Source organism: Bradyrhizobium sp. DOA9, from assembly GCF_000617845.2.
GTDB lineage: Bacteria > Pseudomonadota > Alphaproteobacteria > Rhizobiales > Xanthobacteraceae > Bradyrhizobium.
On sequence record NZ_DF820425.1, the window covers coordinates 5,150,934 to 5,167,545 of the forward strand.

Annotated in this window: 16 protein-coding genes; 10 read left to right on the plus strand and 6 right to left on the minus strand. The window is 64.1% G+C overall.

The genetic code is table 11. From position 1 onward, the window contains the following. Nucleotides 1-3: 3 nt before the first annotated feature. The 9 genes from BDOA9_RS24130 to BDOA9_RS24180 all read left to right on the plus strand — a co-directional run bounded on the left by BDOA9_RS24130 (nt 4) and on the right by BDOA9_RS24180 (nt 9,014). Entirely contained in the window at nt 4-909 is a 906-nt protein-coding gene (locus BDOA9_RS24130) for a carbohydrate ABC transporter permease (RefSeq protein WP_152033673.1), read from the plus strand. Continuing rightward, nucleotides 902-1,759 carry a carbohydrate ABC transporter permease gene (locus BDOA9_RS24135; RefSeq protein ID WP_025036538.1) on the plus strand — a complete coding sequence of 286 codons (858 nt, stop codon included), beginning with the start codon at nt 902-904 and terminating at the stop codon, nt 1,757-1,759. Before BDOA9_RS24130 ends, BDOA9_RS24135 begins: the two co-directional genes overlap by 8 nt. 25 nt (nt 1,760-1,784) lie before the next feature. Beyond that, nucleotides 1,785-2,894 (plus strand): ABC transporter ATP-binding protein, encoded by a 1,110-nt coding sequence (locus BDOA9_RS24140; RefSeq protein ID WP_025036539.1) that lies wholly within the window; start codon nt 1,785-1,787, stop codon nt 2,892-2,894. Next, complete coding sequence (locus BDOA9_RS24145) at nt 2,891-3,658, plus strand: SDR family NAD(P)-dependent oxidoreductase (protein ID WP_025036540.1); 768 nt, start codon at nt 2,891-2,893, stop codon at nt 3,656-3,658. The genes BDOA9_RS24140 and BDOA9_RS24145 overlap by 4 nt, the downstream gene beginning before the upstream one ends. 130 nt (nt 3,659-3,788) lie before the next feature. Then, a complete protein-coding gene (locus BDOA9_RS24150; RefSeq protein WP_152033439.1) occupies nt 3,789-4,106 on the plus strand; it encodes a hypothetical protein in 318 nt (105 codons plus the stop codon). Nucleotides 4,107-4,839: 733 nt separating this feature from the next. Next, nucleotides 4,840-5,010, plus strand: coding sequence for an RNA polymerase sigma factor region1.1 domain-containing protein (locus tag BDOA9_RS24165; RefSeq protein ID WP_042336437.1), 171 nt, complete (start codon nt 4,840-4,842; stop codon nt 5,008-5,010). Between the two features lie 261 nt (nt 5,011-5,271). After that, nucleotides 5,272-7,095 carry an adenylate/guanylate cyclase domain-containing protein gene (locus BDOA9_RS24170; RefSeq protein ID WP_082847868.1) on the plus strand — a complete coding sequence of 608 codons (1,824 nt, stop codon included), beginning with the start codon at nt 5,272-5,274 and terminating at the stop codon, nt 7,093-7,095. A gap of 42 nt (nt 7,096-7,137) precedes the next feature. After that, nucleotides 7,138-7,953: a phosphatase PAP2 family protein gene (locus BDOA9_RS24175; protein ID WP_025036544.1), complete on the plus strand. Its 816-nt coding sequence runs from the start codon at nt 7,138-7,140 to the stop codon at nt 7,951-7,953. Beyond that, nucleotides 7,950-9,014, plus strand: a complete 1,065-nt coding sequence (locus BDOA9_RS24180; RefSeq protein WP_082847869.1) for a G1 family glutamic endopeptidase — start codon at nt 7,950-7,952, stop codon at nt 9,012-9,014. The genes BDOA9_RS24175 and BDOA9_RS24180 overlap by 4 nt, the downstream gene beginning before the upstream one ends. 6 nt (nt 9,015-9,020) lie before the next feature. Here the strand turns inward: BDOA9_RS24180 and lpxB are convergent, their stop codons facing one another. From lpxB to lpxA, 3 genes are read right to left on the minus strand one after another with little or no spacing between them, the layout of a single operon-like run. Then, nucleotides 9,021-10,202 carry a lipid-A-disaccharide synthase gene (gene lpxB, locus BDOA9_RS24185; RefSeq protein ID WP_042336438.1) on the minus strand — a complete coding sequence of 394 codons (1,182 nt, stop codon included), beginning with the start codon at nt 10,200-10,202 and terminating at the stop codon, nt 9,021-9,023. Next, nucleotides 10,202-11,071, minus strand: a complete 870-nt coding sequence (locus tag BDOA9_RS24190) for an LpxI family protein (RefSeq protein WP_025036547.1) — start codon at nt 11,069-11,071, stop codon at nt 10,202-10,204. Before BDOA9_RS24190 ends, lpxB begins: the two co-directional genes overlap by 1 nt. 7 nt (nt 11,072-11,078) lie before the next feature. Continuing rightward, nucleotides 11,079-11,870, minus strand: coding sequence for an acyl-ACP--UDP-N-acetylglucosamine O-acyltransferase (gene lpxA, locus BDOA9_RS24195; RefSeq protein ID WP_025036548.1), 792 nt, complete (start codon nt 11,868-11,870; stop codon nt 11,079-11,081). A gap of 176 nt (nt 11,871-12,046) precedes the next feature. On the opposite strand from lpxA, the gene BDOA9_RS24200 reads away from it, so the two are divergent. After that, nucleotides 12,047-12,367, plus strand: coding sequence for a KTSC domain-containing protein (locus BDOA9_RS24200; protein WP_025036549.1), 321 nt, complete (start codon nt 12,047-12,049; stop codon nt 12,365-12,367). Nucleotides 12,368-12,379: 12 nt separating this feature from the next. Here BDOA9_RS24200 and fabZ read toward each other — a convergent pair whose 3' ends face one another. The 3 genes from fabZ to bamA form a co-directional block, all read right to left on the minus strand. Next, complete coding sequence (fabZ, locus tag BDOA9_RS24205; protein WP_024341283.1) at nt 12,380-12,841, minus strand: 3-hydroxyacyl-ACP dehydratase FabZ; 462 nt, start codon at nt 12,839-12,841, stop codon at nt 12,380-12,382. Continuing rightward, nucleotides 12,838-13,905: a UDP-3-O-(3-hydroxymyristoyl)glucosamine N-acyltransferase gene (gene lpxD / locus BDOA9_RS24210; RefSeq protein WP_025036550.1), complete on the minus strand. Its 1,068-nt coding sequence runs from the start codon at nt 13,903-13,905 to the stop codon at nt 12,838-12,840. The genes fabZ and lpxD overlap by 4 nt, the downstream gene beginning before the upstream one ends. Nucleotides 13,906-14,030: 125 nt before the next feature. After that, complete coding sequence (gene bamA, locus BDOA9_RS24215) at nt 14,031-16,559, minus strand: outer membrane protein assembly factor BamA (RefSeq protein WP_025036551.1); 2,529 nt, start codon at nt 16,557-16,559, stop codon at nt 14,031-14,033. Between the last annotated feature and the right edge of the window lie 53 nt (nt 16,560-16,612).

Consider the following 16,612-nt stretch of genomic DNA (forward strand, 5'->3'; position numbering starts at 1 on the left):
GCGATGAGACCGGGCCGGCCGGCGCTTCCCGAATGGGTACGCCGGCTGCCCGAATATCTGATGATCTGGGTGCCGCTGCTGCTGTCGGCCGCGCATCTGGTGTCGTTCTCGCTGTGGACGATCTGGATCTCGTTCACGCCGTCCACGCTGGTCCCCGTTACGGGCTGGGTGGGCTTTCGCAACTACACGGCGGTCGCGGCATCGCGGAACTGGCAGATCGCCTTCGACAATCTGCTGCTGTTCGGCAGCGCCTTCGTGCTGTTGAGCGCAGCGACCGGCCTCATCCTCGCGATCCTGCTCGATCAGCGCATTCGCGGCGAGAACGTGCTGCGATCCATCTTCCTCTATCCCCTGGCGGTGTCGTTCGTGGTCACCGGCACGGTCTGGAGCTGGCTGCTCAATCCCGGGCTCGGCATCCAGAAGCTGGTCCACGACCTCGGCTGGACCTCCTTCAAGTTCGACTGGCTGATCGACCGCGACATGGCGATCTGGACCATCGTCGTCGCTGCGATCTGGCAATCCTCGGGCTTTGCCATGGCGCTCTTCCTTGCCGGCCTTCGCTCCGTCGATTCCGACATCATCAAGGCCGCGCAGATCGACGGCGCGGGACCGGTCCGAACCTACCGGCGCATCATCCTGCCGTCGCTGTGGCCAATCACTATCACGGTCGTCGTGATCCAGCTGCAGTTCGCGATTTCGACCTTCGATCTCGTGCGCGCACTCACCAACGGCGGGCCGGGAATCGCGACCCAGCTGCCGGCACTGGTGGTGTACGATCTGATGTTCCAGCGCAGCCTGCTCGGCCGCGGCGCGGCGGCGGCCGTGCTCATGTTGCTCATTCTTCTCGCGGTACTGCTGCCCTATGCGGCGTGGCGATATATCCAGCGACGGCGGGCCGCCCATGCCTGATCGCAGCTTCGCACCAAGCCGGATCTTGATTTATCTCGCGGTTTTCTTGATCGCCGCGGCCTGGCTCGCGCCGCTGGTCGTCGTGGTGCTGAACTCGCTGCGGAGCAACGAGGAGATCGCGCAGGGATCGATGATCGGCTGGCCGCAGCATGTCGCCTGGCGCAATTACGCCGCAGCCTGGAGCGGCTTCTGCGTCGCCGAGACCTGCGCCGGCATCCGGCCCTACATGCTGAATTCCGCGCTGGTCACGATTCCCGCCACGATCTTATCGACCCTGCTCGGCGCAATCGCGGGGTACGCCGTGTCGCTCTGGCGCTTTCGCGGCGACAACTGGATCTACGGCATCGTGACGCTCGGCCTGTTCCTCCCCCAGCAGATGCGCCTGCTGCCCTGGACCATCGTGCTGCGCGACGTCGGCCTCATCAACACGCTGACCGGCCTCGTGCTGATCCACACCATCCAGGGCCTCTCCTTCACCACGTTGTTCTGCCGCAACTATTACGTCGCCATTCCCCCTGAATTGATCCGGGCCGCGCGCATCGACGGCGCGGGCTTCTTCCGCATCTTCTGGCGCATTATCCTGCCGCTCTCCGGCCCGATCCTGATCGTCACGGTGATCTGGCAGTTCACCCATATCTGGAACGAGTTCCTCTATGGCGTGACGTTCACCACCGGCCAGCAGCAGCCCGTCACCGCAGCGCTCATCGCGCTGTCCGCCGCGGTCGCCGATATCCCGCAGCATGGGGTGCAGAGCGCCGCAGTGATCATCGCCGCGCTGCCCACGCTGTTGATCTACCTGCTCGCCGGCAAGTACTTCGTCCGCGGCCTGACTGCCGGGGCCGTGAAATGATGGAGTTGCCGTCAATGGAGTTGTCATGGCAGCACTGAGCATCCGCGCCCTGTCCAAGCGTTACGCCAATCTGGAGGTGCTGAAGGACATCGCGCTCGACATCGAGAGCGGCGAGTTCACCGTGCTGGTCGGCCCGTCCGGCTGCGGCAAGTCCACGCTGCTCAACATCGTCGCCGGGCTCGACCGCCCGAGCGCGGGAACGATCGAGATTGGCGGGCGCGTCGTCAATGACGTCGCGCCGAAAGACCGCGACATCGCCATGGTGTTCCAGTCCTACGCGCTCTATCCCTCGATGACGGTGCGCCAGAACATCACCTTCGGCATGGAATGCCGCCACGTTCCCAAGGCCGAGCAGGACGCTGCGGTCGGCAATGTCGCAAAGCTGCTCCAGATCGAGCCGCTGCTCGGCCGCAAGCCCTCGCAATTGTCCGGCGGCCAGCGCCAGCGCGTGGCGATGGGGCGCGCGCTGGTGCGCAATCCCCTGCTCTTCCTGTTCGACGAGCCGCTCTCCAACCTCGACGCCAAGCTGCGCGTCGAGATGCGGATGGAGATCAAGCGCCTGCACCAGCGCATCGGCGCTACCATCGTCTATGTCACCCACGACCAGATCGAGGCGATGACGATGGCGACGCGTATCGCCGTGATGCATCAGGGCAGCGTGCAGCAATTCGCCGACCCCGACACCGTGTACCGCTATCCCGCCAATCTGTTCGTCGCCCGCTTCATGGGCTCGCCGCCGATGAACACCATGCCGGCGCGGCTCGAGGCCGAAAATGGCGGCCCGGTCGTCGTGATCGGCGCGGGGCGGCCGGACGAGCTTCGTCTGCGCCTCGCGGGATACGACGCCGCAGCCCCCTTTGTCGGGCGCAAGGTGGTGTTCGGAATCCGGCCGGAATGCATTGCCGAGGGCAGCCGCACGTTTTCCAGCGAAGCGCCCGTCATCGTCGAGGCGCCGGTGGAGCTGGTCGAGCCGACCGGTGCCGAGACGATGGTGTTGCTGCGGCTCGCCGGCGAGCCCGCGATGGCGCGAATCTCGCCGGATATCCGTCCCGCGTCCGGCGCGACCGCCGCCTTCGCGCTCGACACCCGCCGCATTTGCCTGTTCGACCCCGAGACGGAGCGACTGATCGCATGACGAAGACGACCTATTCCAGCCTTGCCGGCCGCGTGGTCCTGATCACCGGAGGAGCCAGCGGCATCGGCGCCGCCTTCGTCCGGGCCTTCGCGGGCCAAGGTGCCCGCGTCGCCTTCCTCGACATCGACAAGGACGCCGGCGAAGCCCTGGTGCGGGAGATTGCGGCCTCGTCCGGGGCCGCGCCGCTGTTCGTGCCCTGCGATCTCCTCGACATCGATGCCTTGCGCAAGGCGATGGCAGAAATCCACCGTTCGCTCGGCGATGCCGCCGTTCTCGTCAACAACGCCGCCAACGATCAACGCCAGGTTCTCGCCGAGGTGACGCCGGCCGAGTTCGACTGGATGGTCGGCGTCAATCTCAAGCACGTCTTCTTCGCCGCGCAAGCGGTGGTGCCGCAGATGCAGGCGCGCGGCGGCGGCTCGATCATCAACATGTCGTCGATCGCATGGATGCGCGGCGCGCCGGCGCTGCCGGTCTATGCCGCGGCGAAAGCGGCGATCGTCGGCTTCACCAACTCGCTGGCGCGGTCGGTCGGCCCCGATCGCATTCGCGTCAACGCGATCGCGCCGGGCATGGTGATCACCGAGCGCCAGCGCCGGCTGTGGTATCCGGACGATCGGGTCATCGCCGAGATGCGCTCCCGCCAGGCCGTTCCGGATGCGGTGACGCCCGAGGATATCGCCAACATGGCGCTATTCCTCGCTTCCGACGAAAGCCTGCGCATCACCAGCCAGTGTTTCAGGGTCGATGGCGGACTCGCCTAGGGCGGGTCCGCATAAGACCGTTCGAGTCCTCTTTGCTTGGCCCTCCGTGGCTTTCGACAATAATGGTCGGAACCAGGAAACCTTGGGACGTTCGCGCGTTTAGGGGCCGGAGCAAGCGGTGGAGGAAGACATGCGAACAGCAATTCTCGCATTGATTGTAGTTGCCGGAAGCGCAATTGCTTTCCAAGCAACGGCCCAACAGCAAAAGGCCGCACCCAGTGAGCAAACCAAGGAGGAGATGAACCGGGATGTAGACCAGGGACTCAAGGCTGGCCAGCCCAATGAGCAGATGCAGCGCGAAGCAGACAAAGGGATCAAGACTCGCAACTCCGGAGAGTCCGGATACGTGGCCGATCAAGACAAGCCCGCCGCTTCCCCGCATCCACCGGGCCGACCGGGAAGTGAGCAGACCACCGGCTCGGGTGGTCAGACCGGCACTCCGAAATAGAGCATGTGGAGTGGCCTGGACGTGATTGCAGCCGTGAGAACGCTTACGTGAGCTCGTCCAACCATCTCTGAGCCAGTTTCGGCTCCCCCGGAGTGTTTGAAAGGCGAGTGCCCATCTGCAGGAATCGTGCATGAAGCGCGAAGGGCTCCAAGCCGCACTTGTCACGCAGGCGTTCGATTCTTGAGCCCAATTCAAGCAGTTCTTCCCTTGCCGGGCTGCGCAAGCCGACCCGTTCATACGAGCCGAAGAGACCCCATTCTCCCTTGGCGCACGCTTGCAAAGCGGGCAGAAGCAATTCGCCATATGCAGCTTCCAAGGCCGCGAGCTGCCGTTCGTACGAGGCTCTCATCGGCTCGAATAGGTTCTTGGGTCAAAAAATGCGGCGAGACCGGAGACGACTGCGACAACCGCCAAGAACAGGACCGTGGTAGGATCGATGAGCAAATACACGACTGCCATTATCCCGGCGATGGTCAGAGCTGGTCCAATGAGCACAGGGTGCGTCTTGAGCCAGTTGATCGCCCCGTGGCGGACCCGAGGGATGTAGGCCGTTGCGGCGAGGAGAGCGACAAGTACAACAAGCCATTTTGGCATGGGATGAAGCGTCTTATTTGCCCTGCACCACGATAGCCAGGCAGGCTTTCGTCCGCATGAAGAATACAGTTCAAATGATAGCGACTGCCCGGCCTCCGACTCTCTCCCCCATAGTAGGCGCTGCCGAAACGGAGAGAACATGAACGTGCCCGAAATCATTGGACGAGCCATCGAGATCGGTACACTTGACGGTAGGATTACCTTCGATGATCTGAACGAGCTTTGTGAGGGGGCGATGCTTGACCCCAAAGACATAGACCGCATTCTCAACGCCCTGAGCGAAGCAGGAATTCGGATCGAAGGAGACTGACGCCCGCAATGGGGTCACAAGCCGGCGATCGCGGCTATCGACCAGGCCGCTTCTGTCGCACGCGGCATAGGCCGGTGCCGTTCTCGCCGGAGAATCGCGACCTGCCCCCGACCGTATTCACGGGCTGGTTGCGAAAATGAGGATTAATCCATTTGCGCGAAACAACCGCGGCTTGTGAAACCCGGGAAAACAGGCTTAGCTAAGGGAACAGCGTCCAAACGGCGGCAAGGACCGACGCATCAGAGTGACCACGGAAACACTATGGCCATCCCCCGTGAACCCGATGCCAGCCCGAGACCCGACGCGCTTGTAGGGCCGGACGCCGCGCGAGAGGTTGCTGCCGGCCAGCGCAAGCTGGTGGCCGTGCTCGCGGCCGACATTGTCGGCTACAGCCGATTAATGGAAGCGGACGAGGAAGATACCCACAAGCGGGTCCTCTCGCTCCGCGCGACAATTATCGACCCGACGATCGCAAAGCACAGGGGGCAAGTGATCAAGAACACCGGAGACGGTTTTCTTGCGGTGTTTGACAGCGCAAATGACGCCTCCCAATGCGCGCTCGCAATTCAGCACGGCGCCAATGCGATGTCGGCGGAAGAACCGGAACATCGCTTCATCAGTCTCCGGATGGGAATCAACGTTGCCGACGCGATCTTTGAACGGGAGGATATTTATGGCGACGGCGTGAACATCGCGGCCCGGCTTCAGACCTACTCCGAGCCCGGCGGCATCGTGGTCTCGGGCGCTGTCGCGGATCAGATCAGTGAGCAGGCCGGCGTCTCCGTCGTCGACTTCGGCGAGCTGCATCTTCGGAATCTGTCGCGTCCCGTGAAAGCGTTCGGGCTGCGCATCGAGCGGTCACCGCGTCCGCTGGCGGATAGTCCGGTCAGGGCGCAGGGACGGCCATCCATCGTCGTTCTGCCATTTCGCAATCTCGCCAGTCAGGATGATGCCTATTTCGCCGAGGGGATCGTCGACGAGATCATTCACGCGCTTTCCGCGCTGAAGGAGCTGTTCGTGATATCGCGCGGATCGACGCTGGGTTATGGCAGCGAGATCATCGACGTCCGCGCCATCGGGCGCGAACTGGGCGTGCGCTATGTGCTCTACGGCAGCGTTCGCCGCTCCGGCGGGCGGCTGCGTATCAATACCGAGCTCAACGACACCGAGTCGGGCAACATCATCTACTCCGATCGTCACGAAGGCGAGCTCAGCGAGCTGTTCGCGCTGCAGGAGCAAATCTCGACGCGCGTGGTCACGACGATCGCGCCACATGTTCGCGAGTGGGAGCGTGCACGGGCCCTGCGCAAGCATCCGCAGAATTTGACCGCCTACGATCTGGTTCTCCAGGCGCTGAGCTATCTGTACCGCATGGACTATGACTCGTTCTCGCGGGCGCGCGGCTTGCTGCAGCAGGCCATCACGCATGATCCCAGTTATGCGCCGGCCTATTCATACCTCGCATACTGGTACATGTTCAGGGTCGGCCAGGGCTGGTCCACCGACGCCGCGGCCGACAGCATGGAGGCGTCGCGCAACGCCGCCAAGGCAATCGAGCGCGATGGCAACGATGCGCTCGCTCTGGCGATCGACGGTCACGTGCATTCGTTCCTGTTCAAGGATTTCGAGACAGCGACCCGCCTGTTGGACCGCGCGATCACGGTCGGACCCAATTCGGCCATGGCATGGACGATGAGCAGTGCGACCTGCGGCTATCTCGGCGAAGGCTCGACCGCCGTCTTGCGCGCCGAACATGGCTTGCGCTTGTCGCCGCTGGATTCACACGTGTTCTGGCACGAGCACCTGCTTTCCCAGGCCCACTACATCAACGGCAATTTCGATGAAGCGGCTGCCTGGGGTTGGCGAGCGGCGAAGCATAATGAGCGCTTCACCTCGAACTTCCGCATCCTCGCAGCCAGCCTGGTGGCCATCGGAAAGTTTGTAGACGCGCGCCAGATCGCACAACGCCATATGCTGGTTGATCCGAATTTCCATTTGCAGGCCTGGGCGGACCGCACGCCGCTCAACGCGGCCACCCGCGACAATCTTCGACAACGACTCAAGGCGGCAGGATTTCCAGACTGAGTTTTTAGCAAGAGATAGGCGGCAAATCATTGGGAGGCTGCGATGGCAGGCAACGCCGGGAATGCAGGAAACGCAGGCAACGCTGGGAATGCTGGAAACGTCGGCAATGCAGGCTCTGGCGGCGGTTGGATCTTTCCGGATCGCGTAGACCTGCCGTTCATCACGGAAACAGGCGTCAGCACCAACCGCACCACCGTCACCGAATTCCCGGAGCGCAACTGGACTCCGGACTGGTACGCCTGGCGGCTGCTGGCCGAATTCGCCATTAACGGTGGATGGAGCTCGATCACGGTTACCGCCCCCAGTGCAAACACGGGAGCCGAGATCGACACGCTCGTCACAATGGCCAAAGACGAGCGGGCGGATGCGCTTGGCGAGATTTTTGCACAGAACGACGAGTTTCTGAGCTACTTCATGGCGCTTCTCAACGTCACGCCAAACTCGCATCCAAACACCTGTCGCGTGATGATGACGGCAAGCCTGATCGCGCTCCAGGTCGCGATGCATTGGAAAGCCTACTACAAGCGGCCGCGACCGTCGCAAATCTGCCCCGCGCTGTTGCCGCCGATCCAGGTTCCCGGCCACGCGTCCTATCCCAGCGGGCACGCGACTCAGGCGCATCTGGTGGCGCTCTGCCTGAAGTTGGTCCTCCCGGCGTCGGTGAAGCCGATGGCGGATGATCTCACCGTGCTCGCAGGTCGGATTGCGCGAAACCGCCAGATCGCCGGTCTCCACTACCAGAGTGACACGGACGCCGGCGTTCGATTGGCCAGTGATCTCTTCGGTATTCTGGACAACAAAACGTCCGTGCCAAGTTTCGATGACTTGGTCACAGCTGCCAAGGGGGAGTGGCCATGAGCGCGCGCGCGAGTGGTCTCGAGCTGAGCAAGCTTCCTACGCGGGATGAATTGAACGCGAGTCTGGGTCGGCAGATATTGCTGCCACCGCCACCGCCGCCCAAGAACTTCGACGCGCTGACTGCCGATGCGCGGGACCTCGAATTCTACCGGCTTCCGCCCAAGCCGCCCCCGGGCGCGGGACGCACGGCAGAGGCGTTATGGGCCAAGCTTTTTTCCAAGCCTATCGAAGTCCTGCCTATGATCTATCCGGGCTCCGCTCCCGACTTTCGTGTCAACCGCGGCCGTTTGGGCGCGGGCTATCCCGGCCGACACGAAACCAGCTTCAATTGGTCGGGCGCATGTATTGCGGCGACGGAGGGCACCCAGTTCACACAGGTGTGGGGGGCCTGGAAGGTCCCTACGCCAACCGCCCCCTCGCCCGCGCCGGGCGATTATCGCTGTTCGACCTGGATCGGGATCGATGGTCATCGGCGTTTCGATATTTCGCTGCCGCAGATCGGAACGACGCAAAAGATCGTGGTCGCCAACGACGGCAGCGTCGGCACGCCGACCGCGGAAGCATGGGTTCAATGGTGGTTTCGCGGTGACCGCGACACCGGTCCGTGGACACTTCCCAACTTTCCAGTGGACCCGGGGGACCACGTCAGATGTGTTCTGACCGTCATGGCGCCAGACCACGTCCGTTTTTTCATCAAGAATGAATCGAAGGGCGGAAAGTCGCTTTCGGTCGATCTCCTTGCGCCGACGATTCCGCTTCCCTCCCCGATCGGAATTCCGATCGAATTTCCGGCACGCGGCCGTACGGCGGAGTGGGTCACGGAGCGCCCCACCGTCCTGCATGCGACCGACCTCTATCGCTTGCCCAATTATGACGTGACGAAGTTCGTGGATTGCTTCGCGCTCGCGGGCACCGGCGGGATCGGCTTTCAGCCTCAAGATCTGGAGAATGCCAGGCTGATCAAGATGATCGAGGTCCGCGACAATCCGCATCGGACCGCGCCATTGTCGAAACCGGAAAAGCTGGACCAGCAAACCGTGCAAACCAGGTTCGTGGGCTGAACTTTCTCAGCTCGTTTGCACGCCCTGGCGCATCGTCGCGAGCACGATGTCGGCGGCGAGCACGCTCGGCGACGTGTTGCCGGTCGACATGATCCGATCGAGCCGGGCGAAGGCCTCGACCTGCGCGCGGCGGAGCGGCGAATCCGTCAGCAGCGCGGACAGCGCAGGTGCCAGCTTTTCCGGCGTGCATTCCTCCTGCAAATACTCCGGAATGACATCCTTGCCGATCACGAGATTGGCGAGGATCACCGATGAGACGCGGATCGCGCGGCGCAGGATGAAGGCCTCGATGGCGCCGACGCGATAGGCCGTCACCATCGGAATGCCCGACAGCGCGAGCTCGAGCGTCACCGTGCCGGATTTCGCCAGCGCCGCGTGGGCGATGCGGAAGGCGGCCCGCCTCTCGTTCTCGCCGACCACGATCTCCGGCTTGACCGGCCAGTTTGCGATGCCTTCGCGGATGGTGGCTTCGAGATGCGGCATGGTCGGCAGCATCAATTCGAACGCACGGCCCTCACCCCTCAAGCGGCCGAGCGTTGCGCCGAACACGTCGAGATGATGCCTGACCTCGCTGCGGCGGCTGCCGGGCAGCACCAGCAGCACCGGCGGCTCATCGTCTCGGCGCTTCTGCTCCTCCGCGCTCGGCCGCAGCGAGCCCAATTGCTCGATCAGGGGATGGCCGACATAGCTGCAGGGCGGCCCGCCCAGCTTGCGGTATTCCTCCGGCTCGAACGGCAGCAGGCCGAGCACGTGGTCGACATAACCGAGCATGGTCCGCGCCCGTCCCGGCCGCCACGCCCAGAGCTGCGGCGAGACGTAATCGACGATCGGGATCGCCGGACTGCGCGAGCGCACGCGGCGGGCGACGCGGTGGGTGAAGTCGGGGCTGTCGATGATGACGAGCACGTCGGGCGCGGCCTCGGTCACCGCGTCGGCCGTCTGCCGGATCAGCCGCAGGATCTTCGGCAATTGCTGCACCACCGCGGCAAATCCGACGATCGACAGCTCCTCGATCGGAAACAGCGAGTCCAGGCCCTCGCGCGCCATGGTGCGGCCGCCGACGCCGACGAACTGCACACCGCCGCCGCCGAGGCGCTGGCGCAGCACCTTCATCAGGGCGCTGCCGAGCCTGTCGCCGGATTCCTCCGTCGCGATCAGGAATATCTTGCGCTTGGGATCGCGCGACATCACGCGGGCAGGCCGATGATGAAGAGATATTTGGCATCGGCGAGCGCGATCATCGCCTGCGGCTCGGCGGCGATGGTGTTGCCGGCGATGACGGCGATGCCGGCAAGGCCGGCGGCCGCGACGCCCTCGATGGTGCGCGGACCGATCGTCGGCAGGTCGAAGCGCAGATCCTGGCCGCTCTTCGGCGCCTTCACCAGCACGCCGCGTCCCGTGGCGGCGCGGATGCGGCCCTCCTCGCGCAGCCGCGCGACGCGGGCGAGCAGCGCGTCGGTGCCCTCGATGTCCTCGACCGCCACGACATGACCGTCGATCACGACCGCAGCCTGGCCGATGTCGAACGGACCAAGCGCGGTCAGCACCGCCCGGCCGCGCGCGATGTCGCTCTTGCTGGCGTCGCTCGGCCAGGCGCGGCTGATGCAGCCCTCGGGCATCAAGAGATCCGGCGCGACGTCCTTGATGCCGACCATGCGGAAGCCGTCCTGCTCGAGGATGCGCCCGACACCCGACAGCAAATGATCGTCGCCGCCGCGGAAAGCGCGGATGACGTTGCCGAGCAGGCGCAGCGTCGTGACGTCGAAGCGGATCTCCGACAGCGACGGCCGCACCAACGTGCCGATGAAAATCAGGTCGCGGCAGCCCTCCTCGCGAAACAGCCGCATCGCGCGGCCGAGCTGGCCGACCGATATCCAGCGATGGCGGAACTTCTCCACCCGTGCCGGATCGCAAGCCCCGCGCAGCGGAAACAGCACCGGCGTGATTCCGTGCGCGGCGAGCGACTCGGCGACCGCGAACGGCATGGCGCCGCCGCCGGCGACGATGCCGACCGGTGACGAAACCTGCAAAGCCGCCGATGTCGTGCCCTCGGCCATCCCAGCATCACTTCGCGATGGCGGGAAGACAGAGCGGGCGCTTGCCCTTGCCGATGAAGTCGAGGATCTCGGCGATGGCGGGATCCTCGCCCGCGAGCGGCCGCGCCGCCTCCAGCCGCGCGGCGAAGGTGCCGGCGCCATGGAAGAGCTTTTGATAGAACGCACGCACGGTGGCGAGCCGCTGCTTGGTGAACTTGCGCCGCTTCATGCCGATCAGATTGAGGCCTTCGAGCACGGCATATTGGCCGTTGACGAGACCGAACGGAATGATGTCGTCGCGCACGCCGCACACGCCGCCGACCATGACCTGCGCCCCGATGCGGGTGAACTGGTGCACGGCGGACAGCCCGCCGATGAAGACGAAATCGCCGATCTCGCAATGGCCGCCCAGCGTTGCCGAGGTCGCGAAGATCACGTCGTTGCCGACATGGCAGTCGTGGCCGACGTGGCTGCAATTCATGAAATAGCCGCGGTCGCCTACCGAGGTGACGCCCCCGCCGGCGACGGTCCCTGCGTTCATGGTCACGGATTCGCGGATGGTGCAGCCCGAGCCGATCTTCAGCTGCGTCAGCTCGCCACGATAGCTGAGCGATTGCGGGGGCGTGCCGAGCGAAGCGAACGGATAAATGGTGCAGCCGTCGCCGATCGTGGTCTGCGCCGTGACGTGCACATGCCCGATCAGCTTGCAGTTCGCGCCGATCACGACGTTCGGGCCGATGATGCAATAGGGTCCGATCTCGGTACCCTCGCCGATCACGGCGCCGTCCGCGATCCGCGCGGTGGGATCAATCTTGCTCATCAAGCCAATCTTACTCGTCAAGAAGGTCTGGTTATGTATTGAAGTCGCTCGGTTTTCGGGTGGTTAGCGCGACTATGCCCGATCTGTCCAGTGACGTATCATCTCGGCGTGTTTCAAGTGCTGGATGAGGCGGCCTTCCCCGCCCATCAACAAGTTCATGCGGAGCTTCAACGATCGTGGTCAGGGCCCTGGTCCTTCTGCTGGCACAGCTCGCGAGCACGCCGATCGTGTCGGAGGCGGTCGAGACCGGCGAAGACCGCCTGGTCGATCTCCGAACCTTCGAATGCCGGGACATCACCCGCAGCACGGTGCTTCAGCGCGTCTGTTACGATCGCGCGCAGCAGGACCTGATCGTCGCGAGCAACGGCGCCTATCACCGCTATTGCGGCGTGCCGGCGGACACGGTCGAGCGCCTCCTCGGCGCGCCGTCCATGGGCCAGTTCTTCAACCGAAACATCAGGCGCGAGGCGGCCGGCAGCCGCTACGATTGCACCTGAGTCCGGGGCCGCTCAGTCGGTCAGCATGGCGCCGACGTCGGCTTCGGCGACGACCTGCCCGTTGACCTTGGCGTCGCCGTGAAACCACCACATGGCCTTGCGTCGGCCGAGCGAGCGCATGTGATACTCGATCGTGTCGCCCGGCAGCACGGGCTTGCGGAATTTGCACTTGTCGATGGTGAGGAAATAGACCGCCCGCGGCTTCTCGGTGCCCTCGACCGACTTGATGCCGATCACGCCCGCGGTCTGCGCCATCGCCTCGATCATCATGACGCCGGGATAGACCGGACGCTCGGGGAAATGCCCCTGAAACGCCGGCTCGTTGAAGGTGACGTTCTTAATGCCGATGCCGCTGTAATCGGCGCGGATGTTGATCACGCGGTCGATCAGCAGCATCGGAAAGCGGTGCGGCAGCGTCTGCAGAATCGCGTTGATGTCCACCAGCTCGAACTTAACAGGTGATTCCGCCGTCATTCCCGTCCCTCGTCCTTCGGATCGGCCTTGCTGTCGCGTACCAGGCGCTCCACCGCGATGATCTCCTTGAACCATTGCTTGGTCGGTTTGGCGAAGAAGCCACCCCAACGGCCATTCGGCGGGATGTCGTCCTTGACCCCGCTCATCGCGGTAACCTGGGCGCCATCACCGATCTTGAGGTGATTGTTGATGCCGACCTTTGCTCCCAGCGCCACGTTGTCGCCGATCGTCAGGCTGCCCGCGAGGCCGATCTGGGCCGCCAGCAGGCAATTCCGGCCGATCGTCACATTGTGGCCGATCTGGACCTGATTGTCGATTTTGGTGCCCTCCCCGATCACGGTGTCGCGCAAGGAGCCACGGTCGATGGTGGTGCCGGCCCCGACCTCCACGTTGTTCTGGATCAGCACGCGGCCGGTCTGGGGGACCTTCAGATGCCCCTCGGGGCCGAAAAAGATGAAGCCGTAGCCGTCCTGGCCGATCGAGCAGCCGGGATGGATCAGCACGTTGTTGCCGATCAGGGCGCATTGGATCGCCGTGCGGGCGCCGACATTGCAGTCCCGACCGATCTTGACGCCGGGGCCGATGACCGCGCCGGCGCCGATCACCGTGCCGCTGCCGATCTCGACGTCGGGGCCGATGACCGCCAGGGGCTCGACGATGACGTCGTCCTCAAGCCGGGCCGAGGGATCGATGATGGCGGACGGTGCAACACCCTCGATGCCGAACCAGGATTGCGGCCGCAGCGCATCGGCGTGCCATTCCCGTGCGATCCGGACGAAGGCGCGGAAAGGCTGCGCCACCCGCAGCACGGCCACGTGGGCAGGCACCTGGGCCTCGAAGCGTGGACTCACCAGGCAGGCCCCGGCGCGGGTCGCTTTGAGTTCCTCGAGATATTTGAGGTTGTCGAAAAAGGCCAAATGCATCGGACCCGCTTCGCCCAGCGAAGCAAGGCCCGAGATGACGTGGCCGCCCCGCGCGGGGTCGACAAGCTGCGCCTGGGTCAGCGTGGCAATGTCGGCCAACGCTGCGGCAGGCGGTTTTGTGAAGAAGGTCGGCTGCGCCATTCCACCCCGTCGCGGTCCGGCTTCGGCATGAAGCGGTCGGGCCGCATCATGCCTCATGTCTTGGATCGGCACGATCCCTTTCGGAAACCGGCTCCGGTGGCCCGGATCGTGCCGTGCTGATCGAATTAGAACGTGGTGCCGCCGCCGAACCGGAATTCCTGCGTACGGTCGTATTTGCCCTTGCTGAGCGGCACGGCGTAGTCGAAGCGCAGCGGTCCGAACGGCGACTGCCAGATCACGCCGACACCGACCGACGAGCGAACGACCTTGCTGTCGTCATACACGAGACCGGTGCAGGTCCCCGTGCTCGAGGGATTGATGCTCGACGGGATACAGCCCGGCGCGTTGACCTCGTTGGTGGCGGTCCAGCTCGTCGGTCCCCTGTAATCGTAGAGGCCGCCGGCGTCGGCATAGACCGCGCCCTTCAGACCCACTTCCTTGGGCAGGAACCAGAACGGCATCTGCAGTTCGAGCGAAGCGCCCCAGTATTTGGTGCCGCCGAGCGCATCCTGCGTGCCGAAGGGGTTCAAGTCGCGCGGACCGATGCCGTTGGGCGAAAAGCCGCGGACGAGGTTCGGGCCCATCTGGAAGTGGTCGAGCATGCGCAGATCGGTGCTGCCTATCTTGTTCAGCATACCGCCTTGCAGGCGAACGAGGCCGACGATGTCGGACACGAGCGGAGTGTAGTACTTCGCGTCGACGACCGACTTCAGATAGGAGACGTCGCCGCCGACGCCCGCGAAGTCCTGCCGGAAGTCGACGAGCAGACCGTCGGTCGGGTTCTTGTTGTTGTCCAGCGTATTGTAGGTCAGCGTGTAGCCGAGCGCCGAGGTCAGCGTCTTGCCGTTGGCGAGCTCCTTGCGCACCGGCAGCGAAGCTTCGCCATCGTTGTAGCAGCCGAGACCGTTGGTGGACGGATCCAGAGGTATACCGGTGGCAGCGGAGAAGGCCGGGCTGGGGTTGAAAGCAGACGAACCAACGACGTTGTTACAGTTCGCCAGATAGGACGGCAGGGTGATTTCCTGCCGATAGATCGAGTAGCGCAGCTGGAGCGAGAGATCTTCACGCAAGGAGAAGCCGAGGCGCGGCGAGAAGCCGAGCGTCTTGGTGCCGTAGGAGATGTAGCTGTTGGACTTCTGCTCACGCTGATAGAGGTCGAGGCCGAGCGCGACGCGATAGTCGAGCAGGTACGGCTCGACGAACGACAGCGAGTAGCCGCGCGCATACTGGCCATAGGTCACCGCAGCCTTGGCGAACAGGCCGCGACCGAGCAGGTTGCGCTCTGACACCGAGACTTCGGCCAGCGCGCCGTCGGTCGTGGAGTAACCGCCCGAGACCGAGAAGTCGCCGGTCGATTTCTCTTCCATGTCGACGATCAGGATGACGCGGTCGCTCGACGAGCCCGGCTCGGTCGTGATCTTGACGCTCTTGAAATAGTCGAGGTTCTTCAGGCGCCGCTCGGCACGGTCGACCAGCGCGCGGTTGTAGGCATCGCCTTCCGAGATGTCGAACTCGCGGCGGATCACGTAGTCGCGCGTGCGGGTGTTGCCGCGCAGGTTGATGCGCTCGATATAGGTGCGCGGGCCCTCGTCGATGTTGAACACGACGGACACGGTATGCGCTTCGAAGTTGCGGTCGCCGCCCGGCCGGACCACGGCGAAGGCATAGCCGCGGCGGGAGGCCTCGATCTGCATCTCCTCGACCGACTTCTCGACCGATTCGACGTTGTAGAGCGAGCCGACATTGACGCGCGAATAGCCGCGCATCGAGGTCGGGTCGAAGTTCGGAATAGAGCTGCGGAAATCGACCGCGCCGACGCGGTATTGCGCGCCTTCCTCGATCTTGAAGGTGACGTTGAAGCCCTTCTTCTCCGGATCGTACTCGGTCAGCGCTGCGACGACCTGCACGTCGGCGAAGCCGTTCTTGAGATAGAATCGGCGGATCAGATCGCGATCGGCTTCGACGCGATCGGGATCGTAGACGTCACCGCTGCCGAGGAAGCTCAGCAGGTTCGTCTCGCGGGTCTTGATCACGTCGCGGAGGCGGTAGGACGAGAAGGCGTTGTTGCCGACGAACTCGATCGACCGGACGCCGGTCTTGACGCCCTCCTCGATCGTGAAGATCAGGTCGACGCGGTTGTTCGGCTGCTCGATGATCTCGGGCGTGACGCGCACGTCGTAGCGGCCGGAGCGGCGATAGATTTCGGCGATACGGAGCGTGTCCGACTGCACCATGGCGCGGGAGAAGGTGCCGCGCGCCTTGGATTGGACTTCAGCGGTGAGTTGCTCGTCCTTGATCTTCTTGTTGCCCTCGAAGGCGATGCGGCCGATCACCGGGTTTTCCACCACGGAGACGATCAGCTGGCCGCCGGAGCCGCGGTTGATCCTGACGTCCTGGAACAGGCCGGTCTCGATCAACGCCTTGAGGCCGTCGTCGATGGCGGCCTGATCCAGCCGGCCGCCGGGACCCGGCTTGAAATAGGAGCGGATCGTCTCCACCTCGACGCGGCGATTCCCTTCGACGGAAATCGACTGGACGGTCTGAGCGAGCGCAGACGAAGACACGAAAACAGCCCCAACCGGGGCAACCACCGGCGCGCCGAACAAGATCAGGGTTGCGATCAAGCCCCCCCGGAGTCGCAGTCCAAACTTCATCGCGCAACGCGCCCTTATCATTCCGTGCCAGACCCAACCCCAACGCCGGTCCG